Consider the following 25286-nt stretch of genomic DNA (forward strand, 5'->3'; position numbering starts at 1 on the left):
CAGATTTAACGCGTCGCTCTTGGGTTCTTCGCGAGCAAGCTCGCTCCTACAAGGGCAGGGTTTAACCGGCCTTTTTTTCCAGCGCCAGGCGACCTGGCCCGGCAATCAGGATGCTGGTGAAAATGATCAACAGCAGCCAGCCGAATTGCCCTTCCAGCAACGTCCACTCCGGATGCACCACCACCATCGCAATCAACAGCACCGCCAGGATCGGCAGGCACGCCAGGCGCACCAGCACCCCGGCGATGATCAACAGCGGGCACAGCACTTCGGCGAATATCGCCAGCAGCAGGGTGACATGGGCGCCGAGGTGAAACGGGTCTTCGATCAGCTTCAACTGCTCGCTGTAGTTGAGCAATTTGGGCAGGCCATGCACCCACAGCAGGAACAGCGCCCCGCTGACCCGCAGAAATAACAGCCCGATGTCCTGGTGTCTTGATTCGTTCATATGCGCTCCGGTGGGTTGACACGTTATCGACGTCGATTGTGTCCGCAGAGCGCTGCGCACGCTTGCAACCGTGTGCTGACCTTACTCCCCGGTGCCGGAAAACCCGGCGACGATCTCGTCGATCACCGCCCGTACCCGCGCGGTGTGGCGCAAGTCGGCATGGGTCACCAGCCACACGTCATACGGCAAGGGCCGCGTACGCTCCGGCCACACACGCACCAGGCCGTCCATCTGGCCGGTCGGCACCGGGATTTCACCGATACCGATGCCGGCGGCAATCGAGCGGCGTACCAGCAGGCTGGAACTCAACGCGGCCACAATGCGCCCACGGCCCAAGGGTTCGGACACCAGGCTCATGTCCTTCTGGGTTTGCAGGTACGGCTGGTAGACCACCAGGTCATGGCCTTCGAACAGACTGCCCGGCTCCGGCACACCGTGGCGGTCGACATACGCCTGTGAAGCGAACAGGCCCACCGGCCAACGCGCGATACGCCGGGCGATCAGGTCGGGGCTGTCCGGGCGGATGTTGCGCACAGCGATGTCGGTTTCACGCTTGGCCAGGCTGAGGAACTGGGTGGAAGCGTCCAGTTGCACACGCACGTCGGGGTGCTGATGGTGCAGCCGGGCGATCGCCGGGATCAGGAAGTCGATGGCCAGGGAGTCGGTGCTGCTGACCCGCACAGTGCCGGTCAGGCGGTCGTCCAGGCCTTGGATCTGGCGCTGGAGATCCAGGGCCGAGCGTTCCATTTTTTCCACCGAGAGCAAGGCGGCCTCGCCAACGGCGGTCAATGCATAGCCCTCGGAGGTGCGCAGGAACAACGTCGCGCCCAAGGCCTTTTCCAGGGCGTTGACCCGCCGCCCGACCGTGGCCTGGTCGACCCCAAGTACCCGCGCGGCACCGCGTAATGTCGACTCGCGGCACACCGCCAGGAACACCCGTGCGTCATCCCAATTCATGCTGCCTCCTTGTGATGCATATCTGCATCGCCATGACGTGTAATCGCTGCATTATTGCATCGAAAAACCTGGATATGCTGGGCGCCAGAGAAAATACCCAGGACCACCGTCATGCCCGACACTCATACCCCCCCTCGCACGGCCTTGTGGCTGCCGATTTTCGCCGGCCTGTGTGCCAGCCTGGTCAGCATCGGCCTGGCGCGCTTCGCCTACACGCCGTTGATTCCATCGCTGATCCAGGCCCACTGGTTCAGCGCCAATGATGTGGTGTACCTCGGCGCCGCCAACCTGGTGGGTTACCTGATCGGCGCGCTGATCGGCCGGCCTATCGCCCAGCGCACCTCGAACAGGACCGCGCTGCGCCTCATGATGCTGGCGGTGACCCTCGCGTTCTTTGCCTGTGGCTTCCCGCTGTCGGTAGTGTGGTTCTTCGCCTGGCGCCTGCTGTCGGGGATTGCCGGTGGCGCGATCATGGTGCTGGTGGCCGCGACCGTGTTGCCCCATGTACCGGCCGCACGTCGGGGCCTGGCCAGTGGGGCGATCTTCCTCGGCATTGGCCTGGGCATCGCCGGCTCCGGCACGATAGTCCCCCCGCTGCTGAGCCTGGGCTTGCAGCAGACCTGGTTCGGCCTGGGCCTGTTGGCCGTGGTGCTGACCGCCGCCAGCTGGTTCGCCTGGCCTTCGGGCACGCTGCATGAAGATGCGCGGCCCTCCGGCCCGGCCGTCGCGACGCCATCCGGGGTGTACCTGCTGTTCGCCCAGTACGCCTTTATGGCCGCAGGGCTGGTACCGGCGATGGTGTTCCTGGTGGATTACGTGGCCCGTGGCCTGGGGGCCGGGGCGCATATCGGCGCGATGATCTGGGTGATGTACGGCCTGGGTTCGATTGTGGGGCCGGTCACTTACGGGTTCCTGGCAGACAAACTGGGTGCGCGCTTGAGCATTCGCGTGGTGCTGGTGGTGCAGGCGATAGCGGTCGGGTCGTTGCCGTTTGCCGGCTCGTTGACGGCCCTGGCGGTACTCGCGGTGCTCCTCGGTTCTTTCCCGCCGGGCATTGTGCCGTTGGCGCTGGCACGGGTGCATGAACTGATCCCCAACCATCATCAGCAGCAGGTCGCGTGGAGCCGTGCCACGGTGTCATTTGCCACTTTCCAGGCGCTCTCGGGGTTTGCCTATTCCGCCCTGTTCAACTTCAGCGGTGGCCAGCATGGGTGGTTGTTCATGATCGCCGCCGGGGCGATAGTGGTTGCCCTGGCACTCGAACTGGGCATGCGCCTGCTGAACCGCCGACCGTCCGCCGCGGTCCCACCCCATACGCTCATCGCTGCAGGTAATCTGAAATGACGCTCCCGAAAGAAATGACCTTGATCGAAATCACCACCCCCGGTGGCCCCGAGGTGCTGCAGCCGCGCCGCGCAGATGTACCGGTGGCGGGCCCCGGCGAGATCCTGATTCGCGTGCATGCGGCCGGGGTCAACCGCCCCGACGCCCTGCAACGCGCCGGCAAGTACCCGATGAAACCTGGCATGAACCCGCTGCCTGGCCTGGAAGTGGCTGGGGAAGTCGCCGCGCTGGGCGACGGCGTGACCGAATACGCCCTGGGCGATAAGGTCTGCGCCCTGACCAACGGCGGCGGCTATGCGCAGTTCTGCACGGTGCCCGCCAGCCAGGCGCTGCCGATCCCCGCCGGCATGGACTGGATTCAAGCCGCTGCCATACCGGAAACCTTCTTCACCGTGTGGGCCAACCTGTTCGGCCTTGGCGGCGCGCACACCGGCCAGCGCGTGTTGATCCACGGTGGCACCAGCGGCATCGGCACCACCGCCTTGATGCTCTGCCGCGAGTTCGGTATCCAGGCCTTCGCCACCGCCGGCAGCGCCGACAAATGCGCGGCCATTGCCCAGCTTGGCGGCGAGCCGATCCATTATCGCGAGCAGGATTTTGCCGAGGTCATCGCGCAACAGACCGACGGCCAGGGCGTGGACGTGATCCTCGACATCATGGGCGGCTCGTACCTCAACAACAATCTCAAGGCCCTGGCCATGGACGGTCACCTGGTGATGCTGGGCTTCCTCGGCGGCGCCAAGGCCAATGATGTCGACCTGCTGAGCATCCTCGGCAAACGCGCGGTGATCACCGGCTCGCTGTTGCGCGCGCGCACCAAGGATGAGAAAGCCGCGATCGCCCAGCAACTGCGCGAATATGTGTGGCCGGTGCTGGAGGCCGGGCGGTGCCTGCCGATCATCGACAAGGTGTACGAATACACCGACGCCGCCCAGGCCCATGCACGGATGGAAGGTGGGGACCATATCGGCAAGATTGTGTTGCGGGTGGAGTAACCGGCAGGCAACACCTATTAAATGTGGGAGGGGGCTTGCCCCCGATTGCAGTAGGTCAGTCAATGATGACTGTGACTGTCCTACCGCTATCCGAGCATGGGTATCTGCACAACTTTCAGGCTGAAAAATCTCTTTGGGGGTGAGGGAGCTTGGTTCCGTGGCGGCCTCTGGGCCGACCGCTTTTTTGGAGTTTTAGCGAGTACATATCCGTTGCTGCGGTAACGGCTGCTTAGGGTTCCGCTCTTACAGCGGGTCACTTTTGGAAGAGCGCCAAAAGTAACCAAAAACGCTTCGCCCCAACACTCGGCACCTCGCCTAGGCTCGGTGTGCCCGAACGCAGGCTTTGGAGCGTGGGCCGCCGTCATGGGCCATCCCTGGCCCAGGACGGCTAACCCGGCGTCCTGCCGGGTTACCCACGCTCCAAAGCCTGCGTTCGGCCAGCGTGTTTGACGGGGCGATCCCAGATCAAAAACAAAAGCGAGGCGGCCTTAAAGCCGACCTGATCATTGAAGCGTACGCGGTGTGGCTTCTATTTCCTTAAACGCTGACGAAGTCAGCAATCTTTTGATCTGCTCTGGCTCTGGCTCTGGCTTTTGATCTTGATCTTGATCTCAGGCGCCCCGTTAACCACGCTGGCCGAACGCAGGCTTGAATCCGTGGGTAACCCGGCAGGACGCCGGGTTAGCCGTCCTGGGCCAGGGATGGCCCATGACGGCGGCCCACGCTCCAAAGCCTGGGTTCGGGCACACCGAGCCTAAGCGAGGTGCCGAGTGTTGGGGCAAGAGCCCTTTTGGTTACTTTTGGGGCTCTTTTCCAAAAGTGACCCGCTGTAAGAGCGGAACCCTAAGCAGCCGTTACCGCAGCAACGGATATGTACTCGGTCAAATCCAACCACATGGTCGGCCCGAAGGCCGCCACGGAAACAAGCCCCCTCCCACATTGATTGCGTGACTATTCGGAATAGACGGGGTAGTCGATGTAACCCACCTCCCCCCCACCATACATCCCCTCTTCCCGCAGCGGATTCAACGGCCAGCCGTTGAATAGCCGCTGCGGCAGATCCGGGTTGGCAATGAACGGCCGTCCGAAGGCAATCAAATCCGCAAGCCCGGCTTCCACCAGTTTCGCGCCGCGTTCAGCGGTGTAACGACCGGCATAGATAATGCGGCCGCTGAAGGTGCTGCGCACGGCTTCACGGAAGGTGTCGGGCAACACGGGGGCGTTGTCCCAGTCGGCTTCGGCGATGGAGACATAGGCGATGCCCGAGGCTTGCAGCACCTTGATCGCTTCGATGTAGGTGTGATGCGGGTCTTCTTCCACCAGGCCGATATACACACGGTCCTCATCGGTACCGCTGAACAGCGGCGAAAAACGCACGCCCAACCGTTCCGGCCCCACCACCTTGCAAACCGCCTCGACGATCTCACGCAAAAAGCGCAGGCGATTATCCAGTGAGCCGCCGTATTCGTCGTCACGCTGGTTGGCGTGGGCCGAGATGAACTGGTTGACCAGGTAACCGTTGGCCGAATGAATCTCGACCCCGTCAAACCCTGCGTCCAGTGCATTGCGTGCCGCCTGGGCGTAGTGCTGGACCAGTGCCTTGACCTCTTGGGTGCTCAACGCACGGGGCACCGGCGGTTGCATCAGCTCGCCCACACCCGGCCCGGTTGCGATAAAGGCTTTGGCTTGCTCGGCTGCCAGTGCGGACGGCGCAACCGGTGCGGCGCCGTCGGGCTGCAAGGCGTTATGGGACACGCGGCCCACGTGCCACAACTGGGCGAAGATGACCCCGCCCTCGGCATGCACGGCGTCGGTGACTTTGCGCCAGCCGTCAATCTGCGCGGGGGTGTAGATGCCTGGCGTCCAGGCGTAACCCTGGCCACGCGGTTCAATCTGCGTGCCTTCGCTGACCATAAAGCCGGCCGTCGCGCGCTGGCGGTAATACTCGGCCATCAGGTCGGTGGCGATATCGCCGGGTTGCGCGCTGCGCTGGCGTGTCAGGGGCGGCAGCACCACACGGTTGTTCAGGGTGTGATGCCCCAGTGAAATCGGGGTACTTAAAACAGAGTGGGTCATTCGAGAACTTCCAAATTGAGGACAAGCGAAGGCATTGGCGACTCCAGGGAGTCGCCAAGCCATCCAGCGTGTCAGGGGTTTAAGCGGTGAGTTTCAGCAGGGCCTTGGCCACATCACTGGAGCTGGCAGGGTTCTGCCCGGTGACCAGCAAACCATCTTCGAGGACAAAGGACTGCCAATCCGCGCCCTTTTCATACTTGCCGCCCAGGGCCTTGAAATCATCTTCAATCAGGAACGGCACCACATCGGTCAAGCCCACCGCCTTCTCTTCCGAATTGGAGAAGCCGGTGACGCGACGGCCCTTGACCAGCGGCTCGCCATTGACCGCCTTGACGTGACGCAAGGCACCCGGCGCGTGGCAGACAAAGCCGATAGGTTTGCCGGCCCGCTCGAAGGACTCGATCAGGGCGATGGAAACCGGCGACTCCGCCAGGTCCCACAGCGGGCCGTGGCCACCTGGGTAGAACACGGTGTCGAAGTCGTCAGCGTTGACCGTGTCCAATTTGACCGTGTTGGCCAGGGCCTGCTGCGCAGCCGGGTCGGCGGCAAAGCGGCGGGTTTGTTCGGTTTGTGCATCGGGTGCGTCACTGACCGGGTCCAGGGGCGGCTGGCCGCCGGCCGGGGATGCCAGGACCACCTCGACCCCGGCGTCCTTGAACGCGTAGTACGGCGCGGCAAATTCTTCGAGCCAGAAGCCGGTCTTGCGGCCGGTGTCGCCCAGTTGGTCGTGAGAGGTCAGTACCATTAATACTTTCATGTTCCAGTGCCTCGATCGATGTGAATGTCAGTGTGTTCAGGGCAACCCAACATCTGTCGGGTCAGCCACAGCGCCTGATCAAAAGGCGCAGACGTACGGGTGATCTTGTTCATGACGCTGGTGCCCAGCCATAACGCATACAGCTGATGGGCGAGATCCCTTGGGCTGTGTTCAAGCACCAGGGAACCGTCTTCAACGCCGCGCTGCATGGCCTCGGCGAGCATTTGGATAGTGCGCGAGGTGCCACGATGCAGCGCCAATCGCATGGGCTCTGAAAGGTCTGACACCTCCGCACCGAGTTTGACGGCAAGGCATTTGCCTGCATCGGTGCAGCCGGTCTGGTTGTCGATCCAGGCTTGCCAATAGCGCATCAACTTGGCCTGCTGGGATAACCCCGGCTGGGCGAAGAGTTGCGCCATTCCCTGCACGTAGCGATCAAAGTAGGTGTCAAGCAAGACGACACCAAATGCATCCTTGGAATCGAAGTAGTGATAAAACGAACCTTTGGGCACATCGGCGGCTTGCAGTATTTCGTTCAACCCCACGGCGGAAAACCCTTTGCGGCCCACAATCGATTGCGCCGTCTCCAGAATGGTCTGCCGTGCACTTTTGGTTTCGCTGTTCATGCTTCACTCCGCCCGATTAGACCAGTCGTCTAGTGCGTGGAGTGAATGTTAGGAGCCGAGCCTTACGCTCACAATGTCATATCCGCAAGGATTCCGGACACGCTGCAAAGGCGGTTGCCGTTTTCCCGGCAGCCACCGACAATCCCTTCTCCCACGCCCCAGGAGACATGCGATGCACAGCGTTGCGCTGATGGTTTACCCGAACTTCCAATCCTTGAGCCTCAGCCTGGGCTCGGTGTTCGAGTGCGCGAACCTGCTGCGTGGTGAGCCGGCCTATGAGTTTCACCTGGTGTCGGAAAGCGGCGGCGCGGTGATGACGTCCCAGGGGTTCTCGGTCAATACCACGCCGATTCGGCCCGAAGGCTATGACACCCTGATCGTCAGCGGTTACCTGGAATTTCGCCTGCCGGAAGCGAACCTGCTGGCGCTGGTCAAGGCAGCGTCGGTGCAATCGCGGCGGATTGCCTCGCTGTGCACGGGCATTTTCGTGCTGGCCGAGGCTGGGTTGCTGGAAGGCAAGCGCGCCACCACGCACTGGATTCATGCGCCGGCTTTTCGCAAGCGCTACCCGGCTATCCAGTTGGAAGACGACAAGCTGTTCATCGTCGACGGCCAGATCTGGACCGGTGCCGGCATGAGCGCCGGGGTCGACCTGGCGTTGGCGATGGTGGAAAACGACCTGGGCAGCGACCTCGCCCGGCGCATCGCGCGCAAGCTGGTGATTGCCCAGCGTCGCGGCAGTGAACAATCGCAGTTGTCCGCCTTGCTGGAACTGGACCCCAAGTCCGACCGCGTGCAACTGGCCCTGGCCTACGCGCGTGAGAACCTCACCCACGATCTGTCCGTGGACGCCTTGGCCGACGTCGCCCGTCTGAGCCCGCGCCAGTTCAGCCGGGTATTTCGCGAAGAAACCGGGCAGACGCCGGCCAAAGCCATCGAAGCCCTGCGCGTGGAAGCCGCGCGGGCGATGATGGAAACCAGCCGTCACCCCGTGGAAGTAGTGGCGCGCGAAACCGGCTTCGGTGATCGCGAGCGCATGCGCCAGGCGTTTCTACGTGCTTTCGGGCAACCGCCCCAGGCGATGCAACAGGCGCTGTTCAATACGCGTGCCTAGCGGCAGTGGTAAGGGCTTTCGCTCTTGAGTTCTTCCCCGGTTTTGAGGTCACGGATGGTCACCGTGGCTTTCGGGAAGTTCTGGCAGAACATATTGCGCGAGGAATAGATACCGCTGCCGTGGCTGGTGATCACCATGTTGATCGGAGCGCCCGAGGCGTCGACGGCCGTGACATCGTAGTCACCCGACATGGTTACGCAACCGCCCAAAGTCAGCAGCAGCGCAGCGCCAACGAGGTATTTGGAAAAAGACACTGTGTGCATTTCGCATCCTTGTGAAATTAAGGGCCAGAACGGCCAGCGAGATTAGGAACAGGCCGCCGCGTTTAAGTTCAACATTGTGTTCAATGCAACGCCGCCCGGGTAATCAGGTAACTGGTCAACTGCGGGTCATCGTCCAGCTCGATGGCCTGCACCGGGCGTGGCAGGTTATCCAGCACCGTACGCCAGAACGCCTGGGACACTTCATCCTGGTCATAGAAACGCACCAGCCAATCGGCCTCGCCGCTGCACAGCACCTGGGTGGCGATCGCGCTGCCGATGCCCTTGCGACGATAGCGCTTGAGGATAAACAGGTCGGCCAGTTCCAAGGCATGGATGCCCGGCACTTCGCTGCCCTCGATCAGCAGGAAGCCGGCGATATAACCGTCGACCAGCAACAGGTTGGCGCTCCATTGCGGGTCTTGCCAATAGCGGTTCAGGTGTTCGTCATGGATGTAGAAACGACCGTCCGCCTCGACATCTTCCTGCTCCCAGTCCGACGACTCGTAGGCGTAGTACTGGTAAAGATTGCGGATCAACTCGGATGCTTCGGGGCCGGTCTGGATCAATTCAACGGTGGTTTCAGGCATGGGGCTCTCGGTGAAAAAAAACAGGGCGCCATTGTTCACAAAACCCCGCCCCAGTCCAATAGCGGTCTCCACCTTTCTACTTGCTGAACCGATTGCAAATAGCGATTGCATTGGCCGAATTCTTGAAACATTTGGAATAAACTTCGCCGACTCGCCCGTTATTCTCAAGGACACCTATTTTGACCAACGTCTGTTCCGCCGGCCTGGATGTGGGCTTCGCCTCTCTGGATTACCTGCAAATCTTTATCCTGGGCGTGATCCAGGGCATTACCGAGTTGTTACCGGTGTCGTCCACCGCCCACATGCGCGTGATACCCGCCCTGCTCGGCTGGCAAGACCCGGGCTCGGCGTTTTCGGCGGCGATGCAGTTGGCGGCGCTGGCTGCGGTGGTCAGTTACTTCTGGCGCGATGTGCACCAAGTGACCACCGGCAGCATCGGCGCGGTACGCCGGGGTGACTACAACGACCGCTGGTTCAAGCTGGCTGTGGCGATTGTGCTGGCGACGATCCCCATCGGCATTGCCGGCCTGGCGCTGTCCTCGACCTTGAATGCCTGCAACTCGCCGTTGCGCGGGCTGATGGTGATCGGCATTTCCTGCGTGGTGATGGCGGTGTTGCTGGCGGCGGCCGAGCTGCGTGCCCGGCATACACGGGACGTCAGCCAGATGCGCCTGCGGGATGCGTTGATCGTCGGTGTCGCCCAGATCGGCGCGTTGATTCCAGGCGTATCGCGTTCCGGCTCGACCCTCACCGCGGCCCTGTTCCTCAACTTCAAACGCGAAGAAGCCGCGCGCTTTTCCTTCCTGCTGGGCCTGCCGGCCATCGCCCTCGCCGGCCTGAAGGAGCTGTGGGTGCTGCTGCACGCCGACATGCCCGCCCACGCCTGGCCGCATTTGCTGTTTGGGCTGGTGGTGGCCAGCGTGTCGGCGTTCTTTGCGATCTGGGGCCTGATGAAGTTCCTGGAGCGCTTCTCCACCTGGCCCTTTGTGATCTACCGCGCGCTGCTCGGGGTGTTCTTGATTGTGGCGGTCAGTACCGGCTTGCTGAGCTGACCCGAGGCGCAGGTATTCGTCTGGTAGAGTTCAGTGATCGCAACGGAGTGGTCGCTGAACATGTCTTTCTTGAAACGCGTACAACACCAGAAAATTTCACGTCCCAACCAACACAGCTTCCACCCTGACCGGTGGAACGCAGCGCTGGATCCCGACGCCGCTGACGCACAGGACAAGAGCCTGCATCAAGCCGGCCTGTGGTTTTACCGCGCGTTTGGTGAGTTGCGCAAACAGCTGAGTTTTGCCGCTGACCGGCAGATCCCCAAGAAGAACAAACTGTTGGCGTTCATCACCCATGCCAACCTGAACGCCATGATGTATGAGCAGGCCGCGAAGGAGATTCGCGAAAACATCGGTGACCTCGATCCGGCCGAGATCACGCGCCAGCAACTGGTGCCCAAGTTTTCCGACAACCAGGGTACAGAGCACTCGATCGATGAGGTTGCCCAGGCCGATATCGACGGGCTGCAAATGCCCATCCAGATGGTGCTGGCGGAAAAAGGCGATGCGTCAGAACCGGATATCAGCACCACGCATTTCGACCTCAAGCGTGTCGCCCACGACTATCAACTGGGTGCCTTTTACGGTGTGCTTGAAGAGCACTGGGAGGACTGCCTGTGGAACGACTACAGATTCGAGCACGGTGCCAGGATCTTGCTCACGCCAGGCAATCAGCACTTCGCCGCCTGGAAGGTCATCAGTCAATTTCGGCGCAATATTCTCGTTCATTCGAAGACAACCGCGCGGATCATGCACTTCAGCAGGCACTACACGCAAAATTCCCACACCGAACTGGGGATTGTGCGACCTGTCTGTGCGATCACCCACCGTGAGGGCGTCACTCACTACCACCTCGCCGATGACGCAGAGGTCCAGCGCTCAGCCCTGGCCACCTACCTGATCATCCATGAAGCCCTGGAACCGTACTACAACGGATATTCCGCCTTCCAGGCGCCCAAATTGGATGGAGCAACCCTCCATGACGTGGTCAGGTGCTGGGCCGTCCTGTGCAGCCTGGCAAGATGCCTGCTGGATACCCCCAAGGCGCCACCTGAAACACCGTTGGGCGACTCGTTGCTGGTGCATGTGGCTGCACCGATGGTCGATAGAACCGCGTTGCTCAATGCGGTATCCGAATCCCTGGGAGTGGACCTGGCACGTAGCCGGGCACTGATTGATTTCCTGACCTTTGATCACACCGACAAATCGGATACCGGTAAGAACGAGTTGTGGACGCAACCGTTAATCCCCTACAACGACGATAAACTGCTGGTGTTATTCACGCCGCTGCTGTGGGGCACCACCCAACGCAACGTGAATATCTGGTTGCGACAGATGGGCGCCGACCTGGCGGCGCGCGGCAACTCGTTCGAAACCCATGCGCGTCAGGTCCTGGAACGCTATGCCCAGGACTCGCGCCTGAAAAAACACATTCGAATCATGCCGCATGCCTTCACATTCAACTTACCGAAGACCGCTGCGCCCCCGTATGAGGACATCGACCTGCTGATGCTGATCGGCAGTACGCTGGTGGTCGGCGAAGTAAAATGCTTCCTGCAACCTGCCGATACGCTGAGCACCTTCAAGCATCGAGACAAGGTCATCGAGGCTTGCGCGCAACTGGCACGCAAAATCGAGGGTATCCGACAACATGAAAAGTCCTTTAGAAAGCAGTGCCTGAAAGCCAATTTCCCGCTGCCTGACAAGCTCTCGATCCAACCCGTGGTGCTGTTGAACGGACCGGCCCACTGCGGGATTCCCTATGACGGCATACCGATTGTCGACACGTTGATTCTGTCGACCTTCCTGAGCGGCGTTATCCGGCAAAACATCACCGAAACCGTCGAGGGCGTGATCGCCGAAGAGCAGATTCATCTCTACACGGACCTCCCGGGCGCTGAAGCCAACCTTGCCGATTACCTGTCAGCCCCACCGCAACTGGCCTATATAAAAGCCGGGCTCACCGTGCAGGAATCCAACCGCCAACACATAGCCCAGCCGATCGAGGCCATCAGCTATCGGTATTTCGAGGTGGTCCTATAGGCCGGGGCTGCGCTCCGCCAGTTCGTCGAGCAGATCGGCCGACGGCACGAAAAACAAACCGCCGGTGACCGCCGTGCTGAAGTCGAGCAAGCGGTCGTAGTTGCCCGCCGGGCGGCCGACGAACATGTTTTCCAGCATCTGCTCCAGTGGCTGCGGCGAGCGTGCGTAGCCGATGAAGTAGGTGCCGAACTCCCCGGCGCCCGGACGGCCGAAGGGCATGTTGTCGCGCAGGATTTTCACTTCTTCGCCGTTCTCGTCGGTGATGACGGTCAGCGCGCTGTGGGAATTGCTCGGCTTGGCCGCATCGTCCAACTCGATATCCGACAACTTGGTGCGCCCGATCACCTTTTCCTGGGCTTCCACGGTCAGGCCGTTCCAGGCGGTCATGTTGTGCAGGTATTTCTGCACCAGCACGTAGCTGCCGCCTTCGAATTCGGGGTCTTCGTCGCCGACGATGGTGAAGCCCACGGCCTTGCGCCCCACCGGGTTCTCGGTGCCGTCGACAAAGCCGATGATGCTGCGCATGTCGAAGTAGCGGAAACCCTGGACTTCATCCACGACCTTGACGCTGTCACCGAGGGCCGTCATCAGTTGGGTGGCGAGTTCAAAGCACAGGTCCATCTGTTCGGCACGGATGTGCAGCAGGATGTCGCCGGGCGTCGACACTGCCATGCGCCCTGGCACCCCGAACTCGCGAAATGGATGCAGCGAGGCCGGGCGTGGCGCGCCGAACAGCCGGTCCCAAGCCTGCGAGCCGAAGCCACAGACGCACGTGAGGTTGCCCGCCGGCACGCGTTTACCCACCGAGCGCACCAGCCCGGCGATGTCCGCACACCAGGCGCGCACGCTGTCTTCAGTGCCAGGCGCGACGGTGGCAACCATGAAAATCGCGCTGCTGGTGATGGGGTGGCAGACGGACTGAGGCTCAAGAGGCGGCTGAACAGACGAAGTCGACATAGTGGAAGTCCAGGCTAAAGGGCGAGAGTGAACCCGCGCAGATTAGCAGATCATTTCCGACACTCCTGCCACACGTCGCGAATCAATGCCTTGAGCTTCAACGCCTCGGCCCAGCGATCACTGATTTCATGCCCATCGGCGCCGGTGATGGCATAGGGCGGCGGGCCCAGTTCGCAGGTGAAGGAAAGGCTTTGCGGGGTTTCGGGGCGGGCCAGCCAGTCTTCGATCCCGTAGCGCCACCACTCGGTAAAGCGTTGCACCCAGGCTTGGTGCTGGGGAAACGCCAGGGCGACTTGCACCTGTTCACTGCTGGCCACACGCCCATGAAAGCCCCAGCTGTGCTGCAGGATCGTGCGGATCTGTTCATCGTCTTCAACGGCGCCGGGCTCGGGCAATTCGCGCCCGACCACGTAGTGGGACAAGTCAGCGAGCAGTTTCAGGTCGGGCATCTGCGCCAGCAGGTCGAGGGTGAACAGCAGGTCGTTGGTGAGGCGATAGCGGTGGGTTTCCAGCAGCACCGGAAAGTCCACCTGCTCGGCCAGGCGTTGCCAGCCTTCGATCAAACGCGCGGCCTCGGTTTGGGTACGTGGGCGCACATCGGCTTGCAGGGTGAGGTGGTGGCAGCCGTGGCGGCTGATCACATCCAGTGCGGTCGCCAGGTCGTCGACGCTTTGCGGGAACAACTGGCCTTCGATCTGCAGGCCCCGCGCCGTGGCGGCGGCGTGTAGGCGCGCCACATCGGCGGCTTGCCAATAGTGATCGGTAATGCCGTCGAAACCGGCGGCTTTGATACGGTCGAGTTGGGCCTCCAGAGGGCCGGGCTCGGTGTGCATCGCCCACAGGGATTGGAATACCAGGAATTGGCGCATATCAGCCTCGCAGCAGGTGTTTGAGGGACACGTGGGGGTCGGCCAGGCTGGCAGGGTTCAGGGCGATGCGCGCGCTGATCAGCCGTTCGCACAGCTTGACATCCTTGGCCACGCTATTGCCGGGGCCCCAGCCGCAGGCGCCTTGCAGGCGATGGTCGGCGTCGAGGTAGAACAGCAGCAGCCCCGCGTCCGGCAATACACGGCTGACGGTCAGCGGCGTGATCACGCCCACGGTCTGCAACCCCCAGTCGTACTGGTCGGACCAGAAACCGGGGAGCGCTTCGAACGGCTCGTCGCGCCCCAGCATGTTGAGCGCGGCATGCCGCCCTTGCGCCTCGGCGTTGCGCCAGGTTTCCTGGCGTTGGTACTCGCCGCCGAGGCGAAACTCGCAAACGTCCCCTGCCGCGTAGATGTCCGGCACACCGGTGCGCAGGTGCGTGTCAACGCGAATGCCCTGCCCCACCTCCAGCCCCGCCGCCACGGCCAGCTCGATATTCGGTTGCATGCCGATGCCGACCACCACCAGGTCACAGGGCAGCCATTGCCCATCCACCAGTTGCACCGCCTCTGCATGGATCGACTCCAGCGCCACATTCAGGCGCACGTCGACGCCGTGTTGGCGATGCAGCTTCAGCAGCGCCTCGGAGATGACCGGCGCCAGCACCCTGCCCGCCAAGCGTGGCCCGGCTTCGAGCACCGTCACCTCGCAACCCAGGCCGCGCGCCGTCGCCGCCACTTCCAGGCCGATAAACCCGCCGCCGACAATCACCAGCCGCGCTCCGGGGCGCAACGCGGATTTCAGCGCCAGCGCTTCATCGTGGGTGCGCAGGTACAGCACGTTGGCCTGTTCCTGGGGCAAACGCCGCGCCCTGCCCCCGGTGGCCAGCAACAGGCCGGCGTAGGACAGCCACTGGCCGTCGGCGAGTTGCAGGCGGTGTTGCGGCGGGTCCAATTGGCGGACCGGGTTACCGGCGATATGTTCGATGCCCAACTCGGCCAGCCGCGCGCTGTCGCACAGGCTGCACCCGGCGAGGTCCATGCTGCCCTGCAACAGCCCTTTGGACAGGGGCGGCCGCTCGTAGGGCACGTGCGGCTCGTCGCCGATCAGGATCAGGCGCCCGCTGTAGCCTTCTTCACGCAGGGTCAATGCCGCGCGGCCACCGGCATGGCCGGCGCCGACGATGATCAGGGCGGCGGTCATCATCAGGCCGTGACGGCGAGCAAAACCCGCCCCGCTTCGACCCGCACCGGGTAGGTCTTGAGGTTGACGCACACCGGCGCGCCCAAGGCCTTGCCGGAACGGTAATCGAAGCGCCCGTTGTGCTTGGGGCATTCGACCACATGGTCCATCACCAGGCCGTCGGCGAGGTGGATTTTCTCGTGGGTGCACAGGCCGGCGGTGGCGAAAAACTCATTGTCCGCCGAGCGGAACACCGCGTAGGTGTGCGGCCCGTGATCGAAGCGCAGCACGTCTTCTGCGTCTATTTCGCCCACGGCGCAGACGTCGATCCATTGATCGTTCATGGCGTTTTCTCTTGTTATTGGAGGGTGTCAGCCGGCAGTGGCTTCTGCATGCATCGGGGCCCTGGCGGCCGGTTCAGCACTGGGGCCGATGGGACGTTGGACGAAGTAAGTCGAATCGCTGCGCTGTTTCCAGATCGTCGGGATGATTTCCTTGTACGCCTCGAACAGGTTGGCGTACGGCGGCGGGCAGTCGTTGCGGATCTCTTCGTGCAATTGCGCCAATGCGTGGTACGGCACCATTGGGTACATGTGGTGCTCGAGGTGGTAGTTCATGTTCATGTAGATAAAACGCAGCACGCGGTTCATGTAGATCGTGCGGCAGTTGCTGCGGTGGTCGAGCACGTCTTCGGCCAGGCCCACATGCTGGCTGAGGCCGAACACGTAACCGAGCCAGGCACCGTAGAGGCTCGGCAGGCCCACCAGCATCAGCGGCAGCCAACTGTGCAGGTACAACGCAGTGCCGATGACCAGCGCATAAATGCCGACCCAGATACGCGCGGCGCGGAACACCTTGGGCCACTCGGACTCCGGGATAAAGTCCTGCTCCTGGGCACTCATCTGGCCGATCGCATGGCGCGCCACACCGCTGAAGGTCTTCCAGGCCAGGGGCAGGTTGAACAGGCTGAGCACCATCATCGGCAGGCTCGGCGGACGTGGTTCGACGATCTCCGGGTCGCGGCCGACGACGATGGTGTCGGTGTGGTGCCGGGCATGGCTCCAGCGCCACACGTGGGGCTCGAAGATGCACATGAAGCTCGCGACCTGGTACAGCACGTCGTTCATCCAGCGGGTCTTGAATGCGGTGCCGTGGCCGGTTTCGTGCCAGCGCGGGTTGGACGCGGTGCCGTACAGCACGCCATAGGCGAGGAAGAACGGCACGCAGGCCCACGTGCCCCAGAACCAGTAGCCGCCGAAGCCGGTGGCGAACAGCGCGGTCACCCAAATAGCGGTATCGAGCAAGGCCGGGGCGTCGCGGCGTTGCATCAGTTCTTTCATGCGTTTACGGGAAATCGGCGATTGGTACCAACTGGCCGAGACCAGGCCTTTTTCCGCCGCGCGGGCGGCTTCGGGACCGGTGAGGCTGTAGTCGCGCCGAGCGTGATGAGCGGTGTGTTCAGGCATTGTTATTGTTCTCCGCAAGCGAGAGGTTTCAGGTGCTTTGCGAAACCAACGATAGAGTGCGGCTAAATCACCCTCAAGGCCTTGAATCCATTCCCTATCAAGCTATCATCCAGGCCCAGCGGGGCTTGATAGTTTTCTATCAAGACGCTCAAGAGGGCTGTCATGAACAACAATAAACGCCCCACCATCGCCACCGTCGCCGCCCATGCGGGCCTGAGTGTGGCCACTGTCGACCGCGTGCTGAATGCGCGCGCGCCAGTCAATCCGCAGACGGCCGAGCAGGTGTTCCAGGCCGCCGAAGCCGTGGGCTATTTTGCTGCGCGGCTGATCGGCCAACGCATCCGCGAACGCCGGCCGACCTATCGCTTCGGCATTCTGCTGCTGGGCACCGCCCAAGCGTTCTATGCCCACCTGGCGCAGTCGATCAGCGAGGCGGCGCAGCATCACGCCACCACCAACCTCACCTGCCAGTTCGACTACATCAACGACCGCACACCCAGCGCCATCGTCGCGCAGATCGAACAACTGGCCGTGCAGTGCGACGCCCTCGCCGTGGTCAGCTTCGCCCACCCGCTGATCAACGCCTGCCTGGCGCAGATCCGCGCGGCCGGCGTGCCGGTGGTGGCCCTGCTCTCGGATATTCACGAGCAAGCCCTTGAACCCTACGTGGGTCAGGACAACCACGTGGTCGGCCGCACCATGGGCTGGCTGCTCGCCCGCACCTGTGGCGCACGCAAAGGCAGCGTGGGGATCCTGCTCGGCGGCCATCGCTTCCTCGGTCACCAGGCACGGGTCGAAGGCCTGCACAGCTACCTGGCCGAACACGCACCTGGGCTCAAACCGCTGGAGCCGCTGATCAACCTGGACAACTGCGACATCACCGAAGAAGCCACCCTCGACCTGCTCACCCGCCACAGCGACCTGCGCGGCCTGTGTGTGGTCGGCGGCGGCGGCGACGGCATCATCAGCGCCCTGGCGCAGCTGCCCAAGCGCCCGGCGTTGTGCTGCATCTTGCAGGAGTCCACGGCGCTGTCACGCCAGGCACTGAGCCAGGGGTTGATCGATGTGGTAATGGATTCACAGCCCAGGCAGACGGCGAACGCGCTGGTGCAGTTGCTGGTGGAATTGCAGAGTGCCGAGGGGTTTGATCCGGTGCGGCATCGGGTGCATATCGCGCCGCAGATTGTCACCTCGGAGAACATGTGAGCCTGAGACAGGGGGATCAAATGTGGGAGGGGCAAGCCCTAATGCCGTTCAGTTAAGGCTTTTTTGTAGGAGCGAGCTTGCTCGCGAAAAACGTCAACGATAACGCGTGTTTCCTGAGTCAACGCGGCGCCTGTGAGTTTTTCGCGAGCAAGCTCGCTCCTACAGAAGGCGATGTACGCTTAACTGAACGGCATTAGGGCTTGCCCCTCCCACATTTTGAATTTACGCGCCGCGAAAATCGCCGGCATTCAGCCCGAATCGACTCATCTTGTTGTACAACCCACCCCGCGATACGTTCAGTTGCCGGGCGGCCAGGCGGATGTTGCCGCCGGTGCTTTTGAGTGCGGCGACGATGGCGTGCATTTCGTGGCTGCTCAGGTCCTGGGCGGGCTGAGGTTCGTGGTGGCGCAGCGTGGCGCGCGGTCTGGTTTCCAGAGGCAGATCGGCCGCCTGGATCAACTCGCCTGTCGCCAGGTTGGTGGCGCGCTCGATGCTGTTTTCCAGCTCGCGCACATTGCCCGGCCAGGCGTAGGCCGAGAGCAATTCCAGCGCATCCGGGGCAAAGCCCTGCACCGCTTTACGCAGCGAACGAGCACAGCGTGTAAGGAAGTGCCGCGCCAGCAACGGGATGTCTTCACGGCGCATGCGCAACGGCGGTACGGTCAGGTTCAGTACGTTGAGGCGGTAGTAGAGGTCTTCACGGAACGCGCCTTCGGCCACCGCCTGACTAAGGTTGCGGTGGGTCGCGGCGATGATGCGCACGTCCACCTGCCGTGAGTTTTTCGCGCCGACGCGGGTGATCTCGCCTTCCTGCAACACTCGCAGCAGGCTGACCTGAGCGTCGAAGGACATATCGCCAATCTCATCCAGAAAGATCGTACCGCCATCCGCCAGTTCAAACTTGCCCGCCGACCCGCCACGGGCCGAGCCGGTGAATGCGCCTTCGACATGCCCGAACAGCTCGCTCTGCACCAGATCGCGTGGGATCGCGCCGCAGTTGACCGCCACGAACGGGCCGTTGGCGCGGTCGCTGGCGTTGTGGATGGCCTGGGCGAACAGTTCCTTGCCGGTGCCGCTTTCGCCGAGGATCAGGGTGGTAGATTCACTGCGACTGGCGATACGCCCCAGATGCAGCGCGTCCTGGATCGCCCGCGACGTGCCCTGGATGGTGTCGAAGGTATAGCGGGCCTGGGTGCTGATGATGCGCCGGGTGATTTCGCGGATGCGGCGGTTCTCGCGCAGTGACACGATCACCCCGCCCTGCTCCAGCGGGCACACCGAGACCAGGCAGGCGAGCTGGCTGCGGTCGCGCAGGTGGAAGGTGCAATCGAGGTCACGCACCGACTCACCGCCGCGTAGAAGAATGGCGTCACTCAACTCACTGCGGCCCAGGCGCTGGAACGGGCTGCCGATCAGTTCCAGCCCCACTCCGAACAGTTGCCGGGCATAACGGTTGAGCGCCTTGATGCAGCCACGCTCATCGAGCACCACCAGGCCCTCGTTGAGGACTTCGAGCACGGTTTGCTGCTCTTCCAACAGCGCTTGCAGGGCCATCTGACGAGAGACCGCTTCGGCGGCGGCTTGCACGGTGCCGAGGGTGTGAAAGTGAAACCAGCCGGGCTCGGCAGTGAGGGTCAGCATCGCCAGGGTCTGGCCCTGGGCATTCCTGATCGGCGCGGCGGCGCAGTGCATGCGGCGCTGGCGCAGGCCACTGCCGAAGTTCTCCTCGGCCAGCACGTACACCAGGCGGTCTTCGGCCAGGGCCAGGCCGGTGCAATTGGTGCCCTGGACTGATTCGAGCAGGCGACTGCCGACGGGGGTGATGTCCAGCCCGCAGAAATACAGGGTGATGCCGTCGGCGTCGGTGAGGTTGATATGGCCGCGAGGGTTGTAGGCCAACAAGCCGTGCATGACTTGCGCGGCGGCGGCGATCAGCACGCGGTGGCTGGCCAGGGTGGTCGCCAGCGTGTCGGCGGCGGCGAAGCGGTATTGGCTGTCCTGCGGGTCGATACCGGCATCGACACTGCGCCGCCACGAGTCCCAGATTACCTGGCGCACCTCGGCCGGGCGCTGCACCTGCCCGGCCAGGCACGCGCGCCACGCGTGTTCCAGCGCGGCAATGGGGCCGTCGTTCAGCGCCGCCGGCCCCAGGGCCGTCAGGTAGTCGAGGTCTTGCATGCTGAACGCCATGCTCATCGTGAGGTACCCATGTTCATGTTTTTGACATGTCAGTATAGGCATGTCATCAGAATGAACACATTTTGTTTATTGTATTTTATAAATTGTTAATTATCAGTCACTTATAAATTGGCATAACCTTTGCTCCTGCCCCTTTGCCAGTCAGGGCTGTCCTGCGGCCAACAATAAAAAGGGGTCATTTCATGAGTACACAGAACATCCGCCTGGGCTTGATCGGTGCTGGTCGCATGGGCAGCTTCCACGGCTTGACCGCTGCGCGACACATCCCCGGCGCGACCCTCGCCGCCATCGCCGACCCCACTCCCGGCCAAGCCGCACGCCTGGCAGCCGAACTGGGGGTGGACAAGGTCTACACCGACCCGCAGCAGCTGCTCGACGACCCGGACATCGACGGCGTCCTCATCGCCGCCCCCGCCCGCAGCCACGCCGAACTGGTGATCAGCGCCGCTCGCGCCGGCAAGGGGATCTTCTGCGAAAAACCCATGGCCATCACCCTCGACGAAGCCGACCGCGCCATTGCCGCCGCGGCCGATGCGCGCGTGCCGCTGCAGGTCGGTTTCAATCGGCGCTTCGCCAAGAGCTTCCGCACCGCCCACCTCGACGTGGCGGCCGGCCGCATCGGCACGCCGCAGCTGTTGCGCTCGCTGACCCGCGACCCGGCACTCAATAACCCGGCCAATTCGCCGCAGTGGGTGATCTTCCTGGAAACCCTGATCCACGACTTCGACACCCTGCGCTACCTCAACCCCGGTGCCGAAGCGGTGCAGGTGTATGTGATGGCCGACGCACTGATCGCGCCGGAGTACAAAAGCAAAGGCTTCCTCGACACCGCCGTGGTCGCGATCCGCTTCGACAACGGCGCCATCGCCACCGCCGAGGCCAACTTCCAGGCGGTGTACGGCTACGACGTGCGCGGCGAAGTGTTCGGCAGCGCCGGCATGCTGAGCATGGGCAGCCTCAACGACTCCGACCTGGTGCGCTACCTGGCCCAGGGCATCCAGGCCGACACCCAGCGTATGGACACCGACCTGCTGCGCGACGCCTACATCGCCGAACTCAACCACTTTGTCGACTGCTTGCGCAGCGGCGCCAAGCCCATGGCCAGTGGTGAAGACGCGCGCGCCGCCCTGGCGATCGCCCGCGCCTGCATCGAGTCGTTCGAAACCGGCAAGGCCGTTGCCGTGCAGGGGGCCCGCTGATGAGCCCGTTCAAACTGGCGATCAGTGCCGAGATGGTGTTTCTCGACCTGCCCTTCATCGAGCGCGTGAAGCGCATCCACGCACTGGGTTTCAGCGCCGAGATCTGGAATTGGACCCACAAGGACATCAGCGCCCTCGCCGCCACCGGCGCCGATTTCACCTCGATGACCGGCTATATCAGCGGCAGCCTTACCGACCCCGACGGCATCCGCCAACTGCTCGACAGCGCGCGCGAATCCATCGGCGTCGCCGAGCGCCTGAACTGCCCCAGCCTCAACCTGCACGGCACCGGCCTGGGTGACGGCGGCCTGCCGGTGCAGCCCGTGGGCCAGACCACCGGGCGCATGTGGCTGAGCGCGTGCAAGACACTGGAAAAAATCGCGCGCCTGGGCGAAGACGCCGGCCGAGTGTTCCTGCTGGAAAACCTCAACACTGAGGTCGACCACCCCGGCGTTCCGTTCGCCCGCGCCGACGACACCCTGGCGCTGATCGAAGCGGTGGGCAGCCCGCACCTGAAGATGAACCTGGACCTTTACCACGCGCAGATCGGCGAAGGAAACCTGATCGAACTGATCCAGCGCGCAGGCAGCGCCATCGGTGAAATCCAGGTGGCCGACGTGCCCGGGCGCAAGGAGCCTGGCACCGGCGAAATCCACTACCCGGCCATTGCCAGGGCCCTGCACGCCATGGGCTACAACGGCGTGGTCGGCCTCGAAGGCTGGGCCAGCGGCGACAGTGAGTTGGCCCTGGAGCGTTTCCGTCAAGCGTTCACCCTATAACAATAAAAGGAACACCCTCATGCATCGCTATTCATTGCTTGTTGCTGCGTTTTTACTGCTGTTCAGCCAATGGACCTTCGCCGCGTATCGCATCGGCGTGAGCATCGCGCGGGTCGACGATAATTTCATGACCTACGTGCGCACCGGCCTGGAAAATGCCGCTAAACAACAGGACGTGCAGATCCAGTTCGAAGACGCCCAGGGCGACGTGGTGCGCCAGCTCAACCAGGTCGAAGGCTTTCTCAACCAGAAAGTCGACGCCGTGATCGTGCTGCCGGTGGACACCGCCGCCACCGCCAACATGACCCGCGCGGCCGTGGCGGCCAAGACGCCGCTGGTGTACGTCAACCGCCATCCGGATGAGCGCACCTTGCCCAAGGGCGTCGTCACCGTGGCGTCCAACGATATCGAAGCCGGGCAATTGCAGATGCGCTACCTCGCGGACAAACTCGGCGGCAAAGGCAATGTGGCGATCATCATGGGCGACCTCGCGCAGAACGCCACCCATGACCGCACCGAAGGCGCCAAGCAGGTGCTCAAGGAATTTCCCGGCATCAAGGTGGTGGAGCAGCAAAGCGCTGAGTGGCAACGCAGCAAGGGCATGGACTTGACCAGCAACTGGTTGCTGGCGGGCACGCAGTTCGATGCCATCGTGGCCAACAACGATGAAATGGCGATTGGCGCGGCCATGGCCTTGCAACAGGCGGGCAAGGCCAAGGGTGAGATCGCGATTATCGGCATCGACGGCTTGCCCGACGGCTTGGCGGCGATCAAGCGAGGCATGCTCACCGCCTCGGTGTTCCAGGACCCCAAGGCCCAGGCCACTCAGGCAGTGCAGTCGGCGATCAAGATGATCAAGGGCGAGCCGATCGAGTCGGAGGTGTGGGTGCCGTTCGAGCTCATCAAGCCTGAACAGGTGGCGGTGTTCGAACAGCGCTACAAATAAATCGAAGATAAGGACATCCAACTGTGGGAGGGGCAAGTCGAATCGTCGCCCCGCCCCTCCCCCACACCTGGATCTCAATCAGTCCAGGTCACTTGCGTCATGCCGCTCGGCCAACTGCTCATGGGGCTCACCCGAGACCCGATTCACCCGCCGCCCACGCTGCACCGCCGGCCGCGCTTCAATCGCCTCCGCCCAGCGCTGTACATGTTTGTACTCATGCACCGACAGAAACTCCGCGGCCCCATACAAGCGGCCTTTGACCAGCCCGCCGTACCACGGCCAGATGGCAATGTCGGCGATGGTGTATTCATCCCCGGCGATGTATTCGCTCACCGCCAGGCGTTGGTCAAGCACGTCCAGTTGGCGCTTGGTCTCCATGGCAAAACGGTTGATCGGGTATTCCATCTTGCTCGGTGCATAGGCATAGAAATGCCCGAAGCCACCGCCCAGGTAAGGCGCGCTGCCCATCTGCCAGAACAGCCACGACAAGCACTCCGCGCGGGCCCCCGGCTCGGTGGGGAAGAACGCGCCGAACTTCTCGGCCAGGTACTGCAGGATCGCGCCGGACTCGAACACGCGAATCGGCTGGGCGCCGCTGTGGTCCATCAAGGCCGGGATCTTGGAGTTCGGGTTGACCGCGACAAAGCCGCTGCCGAACTGGTCGCCATCGCCGATCTTGATCAGCCAGGCGTCGTACTCCGCGCCGCGGTGCCCCAGGGCCAGCAATTCTTCGAGCAGGATGGTGACCTTCTGCCCGTTGGGCGTGGCCAGGGAATACAACTGCAACGGGTGCTTGCCGATTGGCAGTGTCTTTTCATGGGTGGCGCCGGCAATCGGGCGGTTGATGCTGGCGAAGGTGCCGCCGCTTTCGGTGTCCCAGGTCCAGACTTTCGGGGGTACATACTCGGTCATGCTTACGACTCCAGCAGCGTTTGCGATCAGCGAAGCGCTTGAGACTAAACCAAAGACGGGTGGTGCGTCACACTCCCCGCCTCAGCGTGCCGGGGCACCTGCACACGCAGGGCGATCAACAACGCTGCCAGCAGCATCAAGCAACCCGCGCCCAGAAACACCCCGTCGATACCGGTGGCACTGAACATCGCGCCCCCGCCAGCGGCACCCGCCGCGATTGCCGATTGCACCGAAGCGACCACCATGCCACCGGCACTTTCCGCCTGATCTGGCACCGCACGCGCCACCCAGTTCGACCACGCTACCGGCACGCCGCCGAAGGCCATGCCCCACAGCGCCAGGAGCAACGCCTGGCCCGGCAGCGATGCCGGCAGCAGCACCAGGGCCAACGCAGCGACGCCCACCAGGACCGGCATCAACACCAGGGTTCCACGGGGATTGCGCACCAGCAACCACCCGGCCAGCAGCGTGCCGACAAAATTCGCCGCGCCAAACCCCAGCAGCATCAGTGCCAGCCCTTGGGGGCCGACCCCGGTGGTGCTTTCCAGGAACGGGCGAATGTAGGTAAACAGCGCGAAGTGCCCGGTGTGCACCAGCACGCAGCCGAACATGCCCACGGCAATGCCGGGGCGCAGCAGTACATCAAGTACGGTGCGCAGGCGTGCGGTGCCACGGGGTGCCAGGCGTGGCAGTGTGAACAGCTGGAACGCCAGGGTCACCACGCCAACGGCGGCGGCAGCGACAAACGCGCTGCGCCAGCCGTACAGGCCGCCGAGGTAGCTGCCCAACGGCACTGCGACGACAGTACCCAGCGCAATGCCGCTGAAGATGATCGACAGGGCACGGGGCAGCAACGCCGCCGGTACCAGGCGCATCGCAACCGCGGCCGCCATGCTCCAGAAACCACCAAGGGCAATGCCCAGCAAGATGCGCATCAACAACAGCACCAACAGGCTGGACGAGAACGCCACCAGCAGGTTGGACGCAATCATCAGCGTGGAGAACCCCAACAGCACCAGGCGCCGGTCGATACCGCGCGTCAGGCCAGGCACCAGCAACCCGGCGAACAAGGCCACCACCGCCGTGACCGTGACCGCTTGCCCGGCCAACGCTTGGGACACGCCCAGGTCCAGGGCCATCGGCGTCAGCAGGCTGGCCGGCAGGTACTCCGCCGTGAGCAGGCCGAACACGCCCATCGCCAGGGAAAACACCGCCATCCACGCCGGCGTGGTCGGTTCTACCCTGCAATCGACAGGGGCATGGGACACACAATCATTCATCACAAGACATCCTCAGGCATTAGCGTGACGG

24 protein-coding genes are annotated in these 25286 nt (G+C 63.0%); 9 read left to right on the top strand and 15 right to left on the bottom strand.

Annotated features, from left to right (window positions below):
* Positions 1-61 precede the first annotated feature (61 nt).
* The gene (locus tag P2T68_RS22885; protein ID WP_024074795.1) at positions 62-448 is read right to left on the bottom strand and encodes a DoxX family protein; all 387 of its coding nucleotides are present in this window, start codon (positions 446-448) and stop codon (positions 62-64) included.
* An 81-nt stretch (positions 449-529) separates the two neighbouring features.
* Positions 530-1405 (bottom strand): LysR family transcriptional regulator, encoded by an 876-nt coding sequence (locus tag P2T68_RS22890; protein ID WP_024074794.1) that lies wholly within the window; start codon positions 1403-1405, stop codon positions 530-532.
* A 111-nt stretch (positions 1406-1516) separates the two neighbouring features.
* On the opposite strand from P2T68_RS22890, the gene P2T68_RS22895 reads away from it, so the two are divergent.
* Positions 1517-2749: a YbfB/YjiJ family MFS transporter gene (locus P2T68_RS22895; protein WP_277378322.1), complete on the top strand. Its 1233-nt coding sequence runs from the start codon at positions 1517-1519 to the stop codon at positions 2747-2749.
* On the top strand, positions 2746-3744 hold the full coding sequence (locus P2T68_RS22900) for an NAD(P)H-quinone oxidoreductase (RefSeq protein ID WP_024074792.1): 999 nt from the start codon (positions 2746-2748) through the stop codon (positions 3742-3744). Before P2T68_RS22895 ends, P2T68_RS22900 begins: the two co-directional genes overlap by 4 nt.
* Positions 3745-4695: 951 nt before the next feature.
* Here the strand turns inward: P2T68_RS22900 and P2T68_RS22905 are convergent.
* The 3 genes from P2T68_RS22905 to P2T68_RS22915 form a co-directional block, all read right to left on the bottom strand.
* Entirely contained in the window at positions 4696-5820 is a 1125-nt protein-coding gene (locus P2T68_RS22905; protein ID WP_150054792.1) for an alkene reductase, read from the bottom strand.
* Positions 5821-5899: 79 nt separating this feature from the next.
* Entirely contained in the window at positions 5900-6577 is a 678-nt protein-coding gene (locus tag P2T68_RS22910; protein WP_069075743.1) for a type 1 glutamine amidotransferase domain-containing protein, read from the bottom strand.
* Positions 6574-7203 (bottom strand): TetR/AcrR family transcriptional regulator, encoded by a 630-nt coding sequence (locus P2T68_RS22915; RefSeq protein WP_069075744.1) that lies wholly within the window; start codon positions 7201-7203, stop codon positions 6574-6576. Before P2T68_RS22915 ends, P2T68_RS22910 begins: the two co-directional genes overlap by 4 nt.
* 172 nt (positions 7204-7375) lie before the next feature.
* Between P2T68_RS22915 and P2T68_RS22920 the strand changes: the two genes are divergently transcribed.
* On the top strand, positions 7376-8317 hold the full coding sequence (locus P2T68_RS22920) for a GlxA family transcriptional regulator (RefSeq protein WP_193690492.1): 942 nt from the start codon (positions 7376-7378) through the stop codon (positions 8315-8317).
* Here the strand turns inward: P2T68_RS22920 and P2T68_RS22925 are convergent.
* Both P2T68_RS22925 and P2T68_RS22930 read right to left on the bottom strand, forming a co-directional pair.
* Positions 8314-8580, bottom strand: coding sequence for a hypothetical protein (locus tag P2T68_RS22925; RefSeq protein WP_024074787.1), 267 nt, complete (start codon positions 8578-8580; stop codon positions 8314-8316). The genes P2T68_RS22920 and P2T68_RS22925 overlap by 4 nt on opposite strands.
* A gap of 80 nt (positions 8581-8660) precedes the next feature.
* Entirely contained in the window at positions 8661-9167 is a 507-nt protein-coding gene (locus P2T68_RS22930) for a GNAT family N-acetyltransferase (RefSeq protein WP_041161159.1), read from the bottom strand.
* 179 nt (positions 9168-9346) lie between these two features.
* On the opposite strand from P2T68_RS22930, the gene P2T68_RS22935 reads away from it, so the two are divergent.
* Both P2T68_RS22935 and P2T68_RS22940 read left to right on the top strand, forming a co-directional pair.
* Positions 9347-10219, top strand: coding sequence for an undecaprenyl-diphosphate phosphatase (locus tag P2T68_RS22935; protein ID WP_024074786.1), 873 nt, complete (start codon positions 9347-9349; stop codon positions 10217-10219).
* Positions 10220-10279: 60 nt separating this feature from the next.
* A complete protein-coding gene (locus P2T68_RS22940; protein ID WP_277378324.1) occupies positions 10280-12262 on the top strand; it encodes a hypothetical protein in 1983 nt (660 codons plus the stop codon).
* On the opposite strand, the gene P2T68_RS22945 is transcribed toward P2T68_RS22940, so the two are convergent.
* Genes P2T68_RS22945 through P2T68_RS22965 form a run of 5 tightly spaced genes read right to left on the bottom strand, consistent with a single transcriptional unit; the run spans position 12257 to position 16734 of the window.
* A complete protein-coding gene (locus tag P2T68_RS22945; RefSeq protein WP_069075747.1) occupies positions 12257-13219 on the bottom strand; it encodes a Dyp-type peroxidase in 963 nt (320 codons plus the stop codon). The two genes, P2T68_RS22940 and P2T68_RS22945, sit on opposite strands and share 6 nt — an antisense overlap.
* A gap of 50 nt (positions 13220-13269) precedes the next feature.
* Positions 13270-14088, bottom strand: coding sequence for a sugar phosphate isomerase/epimerase (locus P2T68_RS22950; RefSeq protein ID WP_277378325.1), 819 nt, complete (start codon positions 14086-14088; stop codon positions 13270-13272).
* Between the two features lies 1 nt (position 14089).
* On the bottom strand, positions 14090-15289 hold the full coding sequence (locus tag P2T68_RS22955) for an FAD-dependent oxidoreductase (protein ID WP_277379770.1): 1200 nt from the start codon (positions 15287-15289) through the stop codon (positions 14090-14092).
* Between the two features lie 2 nt (positions 15290-15291).
* On the bottom strand, positions 15292-15612 hold the full coding sequence (locus P2T68_RS22960; RefSeq protein ID WP_024074781.1) for a MocE family 2Fe-2S type ferredoxin: 321 nt from the start codon (positions 15610-15612) through the stop codon (positions 15292-15294).
* A 27-nt stretch (positions 15613-15639) separates the two neighbouring features.
* Complete coding sequence (locus P2T68_RS22965; RefSeq protein WP_102625597.1) at positions 15640-16734, bottom strand: fatty acid desaturase family protein; 1095 nt, start codon at positions 16732-16734, stop codon at positions 15640-15642.
* 162 nt (positions 16735-16896) lie between these two features.
* On the opposite strand from P2T68_RS22965, the gene P2T68_RS22970 reads away from it, so the two are divergent.
* A complete protein-coding gene (locus P2T68_RS22970; RefSeq protein WP_069075751.1) occupies positions 16897-17940 on the top strand; it encodes a LacI family DNA-binding transcriptional regulator in 1044 nt (347 codons plus the stop codon).
* 222 nt (positions 17941-18162) lie between these two features.
* On the opposite strand, the gene P2T68_RS22975 is transcribed toward P2T68_RS22970, so the two are convergent.
* Entirely contained in the window at positions 18163-20136 is a 1974-nt protein-coding gene (locus P2T68_RS22975; RefSeq protein ID WP_277378326.1) for a sigma 54-interacting transcriptional regulator, read from the bottom strand.
* A gap of 185 nt (positions 20137-20321) precedes the next feature.
* On the opposite strand from P2T68_RS22975, the gene P2T68_RS22980 reads away from it, so the two are divergent.
* The 3 genes from P2T68_RS22980 to P2T68_RS22990 are packed head-to-tail and all read left to right on the top strand — an operon-like array spanning position 20322 to position 23063.
* Positions 20322-21338 carry a Gfo/Idh/MocA family oxidoreductase gene (locus P2T68_RS22980; RefSeq protein WP_024074777.1) on the top strand — a complete coding sequence of 339 codons (1017 nt, stop codon included), beginning with the start codon at positions 20322-20324 and terminating at the stop codon, positions 21336-21338.
* Positions 21338-22117 (top strand): TIM barrel protein, encoded by a 780-nt coding sequence (locus tag P2T68_RS22985; protein ID WP_024074776.1) that lies wholly within the window; start codon positions 21338-21340, stop codon positions 22115-22117. The genes P2T68_RS22980 and P2T68_RS22985 overlap by 1 nt, the downstream gene beginning before the upstream one ends.
* A 19-nt stretch (positions 22118-22136) precedes the next feature.
* The gene (locus P2T68_RS22990; protein WP_277378327.1) at positions 22137-23063 is read left to right on the top strand and encodes a sugar ABC transporter substrate-binding protein; all 927 of its coding nucleotides are present in this window, start codon (positions 22137-22139) and stop codon (positions 23061-23063) included.
* 78 nt (positions 23064-23141) lie between these two features.
* Here P2T68_RS22990 and yghU read toward each other — a convergent pair whose 3' ends face one another.
* Entirely contained in the window at positions 23142-23975 is an 834-nt protein-coding gene (gene yghU / locus P2T68_RS22995) for a glutathione-dependent disulfide-bond oxidoreductase (protein ID WP_277378328.1), read from the bottom strand.
* Between the two features lie 44 nt (positions 23976-24019).
* On the bottom strand, positions 24020-25255 hold the full coding sequence (locus P2T68_RS23000) for an MFS transporter (RefSeq protein WP_024074773.1): 1236 nt from the start codon (positions 25253-25255) through the stop codon (positions 24020-24022).
* Between the last annotated feature and the right edge of the window lie 31 nt (positions 25256-25286).

Origin of the sequence: Pseudomonas sp. G11, assembly GCF_029457515.1 — a bacterium.
Classification (GTDB): domain Bacteria; phylum Pseudomonadota; class Gammaproteobacteria; order Pseudomonadales; family Pseudomonadaceae; genus Aquipseudomonas; species Aquipseudomonas gorinensis.

Excerpts from the sequence above, each read along its gene's own strand:
- P2T68_RS22885 (WP_024074795.1), bottom strand. The coding sequence starts at position 448 with ATGAACGAATCAAGACACCAGGACATCGGGCTGTTATTTCTGCGGGTC.
- P2T68_RS22890 (WP_024074794.1), bottom strand. The coding sequence starts at position 1,405 with ATGAATTGGGATGACGCACGGGTGTTCCTGGCGGTGTGCCGCGAGTCG.
- P2T68_RS22895 (WP_277378322.1), top strand. The coding sequence starts at position 1,517 with ATGCCCGACACTCATACCCCCCCTCGCACGGCCTTGTGGCTGCCGATT.
- P2T68_RS22900 (WP_024074792.1), top strand. The coding sequence starts at position 2,746 with ATGACGCTCCCGAAAGAAATGACCTTGATCGAAATCACCACCCCCGGT.
- P2T68_RS22905 (WP_150054792.1), bottom strand. The coding sequence starts at position 5,820 with ATGACCCACTCTGTTTTAAGTACCCCGATTTCACTGGGGCATCACACC.
- P2T68_RS22910 (WP_069075743.1), bottom strand. The coding sequence starts at position 6,577 with ATGAAAGTATTAATGGTACTGACCTCTCACGACCAACTGGGCGACACC.
- P2T68_RS22915 (WP_069075744.1), bottom strand. The coding sequence starts at position 7,203 with ATGAACAGCGAAACCAAAAGTGCACGGCAGACCATTCTGGAGACGGCG.
- P2T68_RS22920 (WP_193690492.1), top strand. The coding sequence starts at position 7,376 with ATGCACAGCGTTGCGCTGATGGTTTACCCGAACTTCCAATCCTTGAGC.
- P2T68_RS22925 (WP_024074787.1), bottom strand. The coding sequence starts at position 8,580 with ATGCACACAGTGTCTTTTTCCAAATACCTCGTTGGCGCTGCGCTGCTG.
- P2T68_RS22930 (WP_041161159.1), bottom strand. The coding sequence starts at position 9,167 with ATGCCTGAAACCACCGTTGAATTGATCCAGACCGGCCCCGAAGCATCC.
- P2T68_RS22940 (WP_277378324.1), top strand. The coding sequence starts at position 10,280 with ATGTCTTTCTTGAAACGCGTACAACACCAGAAAATTTCACGTCCCAAC.
- P2T68_RS22945 (WP_069075747.1), bottom strand. The coding sequence starts at position 13,219 with ATGTCGACTTCGTCTGTTCAGCCGCCTCTTGAGCCTCAGTCCGTCTGC.
- P2T68_RS22950 (WP_277378325.1), bottom strand. The coding sequence starts at position 14,088 with ATGCGCCAATTCCTGGTATTCCAATCCCTGTGGGCGATGCACACCGAG.
- P2T68_RS22955 (WP_277379770.1), bottom strand. The coding sequence starts at position 15,289 with ATGACCGCCGCCCTGATCATCGTCGGCGCCGGCCATGCCGGTGGCCGC.
- P2T68_RS22960 (WP_024074781.1), bottom strand. The coding sequence starts at position 15,612 with ATGAACGATCAATGGATCGACGTCTGCGCCGTGGGCGAAATAGACGCA.
- P2T68_RS22965 (WP_102625597.1), bottom strand. The coding sequence starts at position 16,734 with ATGCCTGAACACACCGCTCATCACGCTCGGCGCGACTACAGCCTCACC.
- P2T68_RS22970 (WP_069075751.1), top strand. The coding sequence starts at position 16,897 with ATGAACAACAATAAACGCCCCACCATCGCCACCGTCGCCGCCCATGCG.
- P2T68_RS22975 (WP_277378326.1), bottom strand. The coding sequence starts at position 20,136 with ATGAGCATGGCGTTCAGCATGCAAGACCTCGACTACCTGACGGCCCTG.
- P2T68_RS22980 (WP_024074777.1), top strand. The coding sequence starts at position 20,322 with ATGAGTACACAGAACATCCGCCTGGGCTTGATCGGTGCTGGTCGCATG.
- P2T68_RS22985 (WP_024074776.1), top strand. The coding sequence starts at position 21,338 with ATGAGCCCGTTCAAACTGGCGATCAGTGCCGAGATGGTGTTTCTCGAC.
- P2T68_RS22990 (WP_277378327.1), top strand. The coding sequence starts at position 22,137 with ATGCATCGCTATTCATTGCTTGTTGCTGCGTTTTTACTGCTGTTCAGC.
- yghU (WP_277378328.1), bottom strand. The coding sequence starts at position 23,975 with ATGACCGAGTATGTACCCCCGAAAGTCTGGACCTGGGACACCGAAAGC.
- P2T68_RS23000 (WP_024074773.1), bottom strand. The coding sequence starts at position 25,255 with ATGAATGATTGTGTGTCCCATGCCCCTGTCGATTGCAGGGTAGAACCG.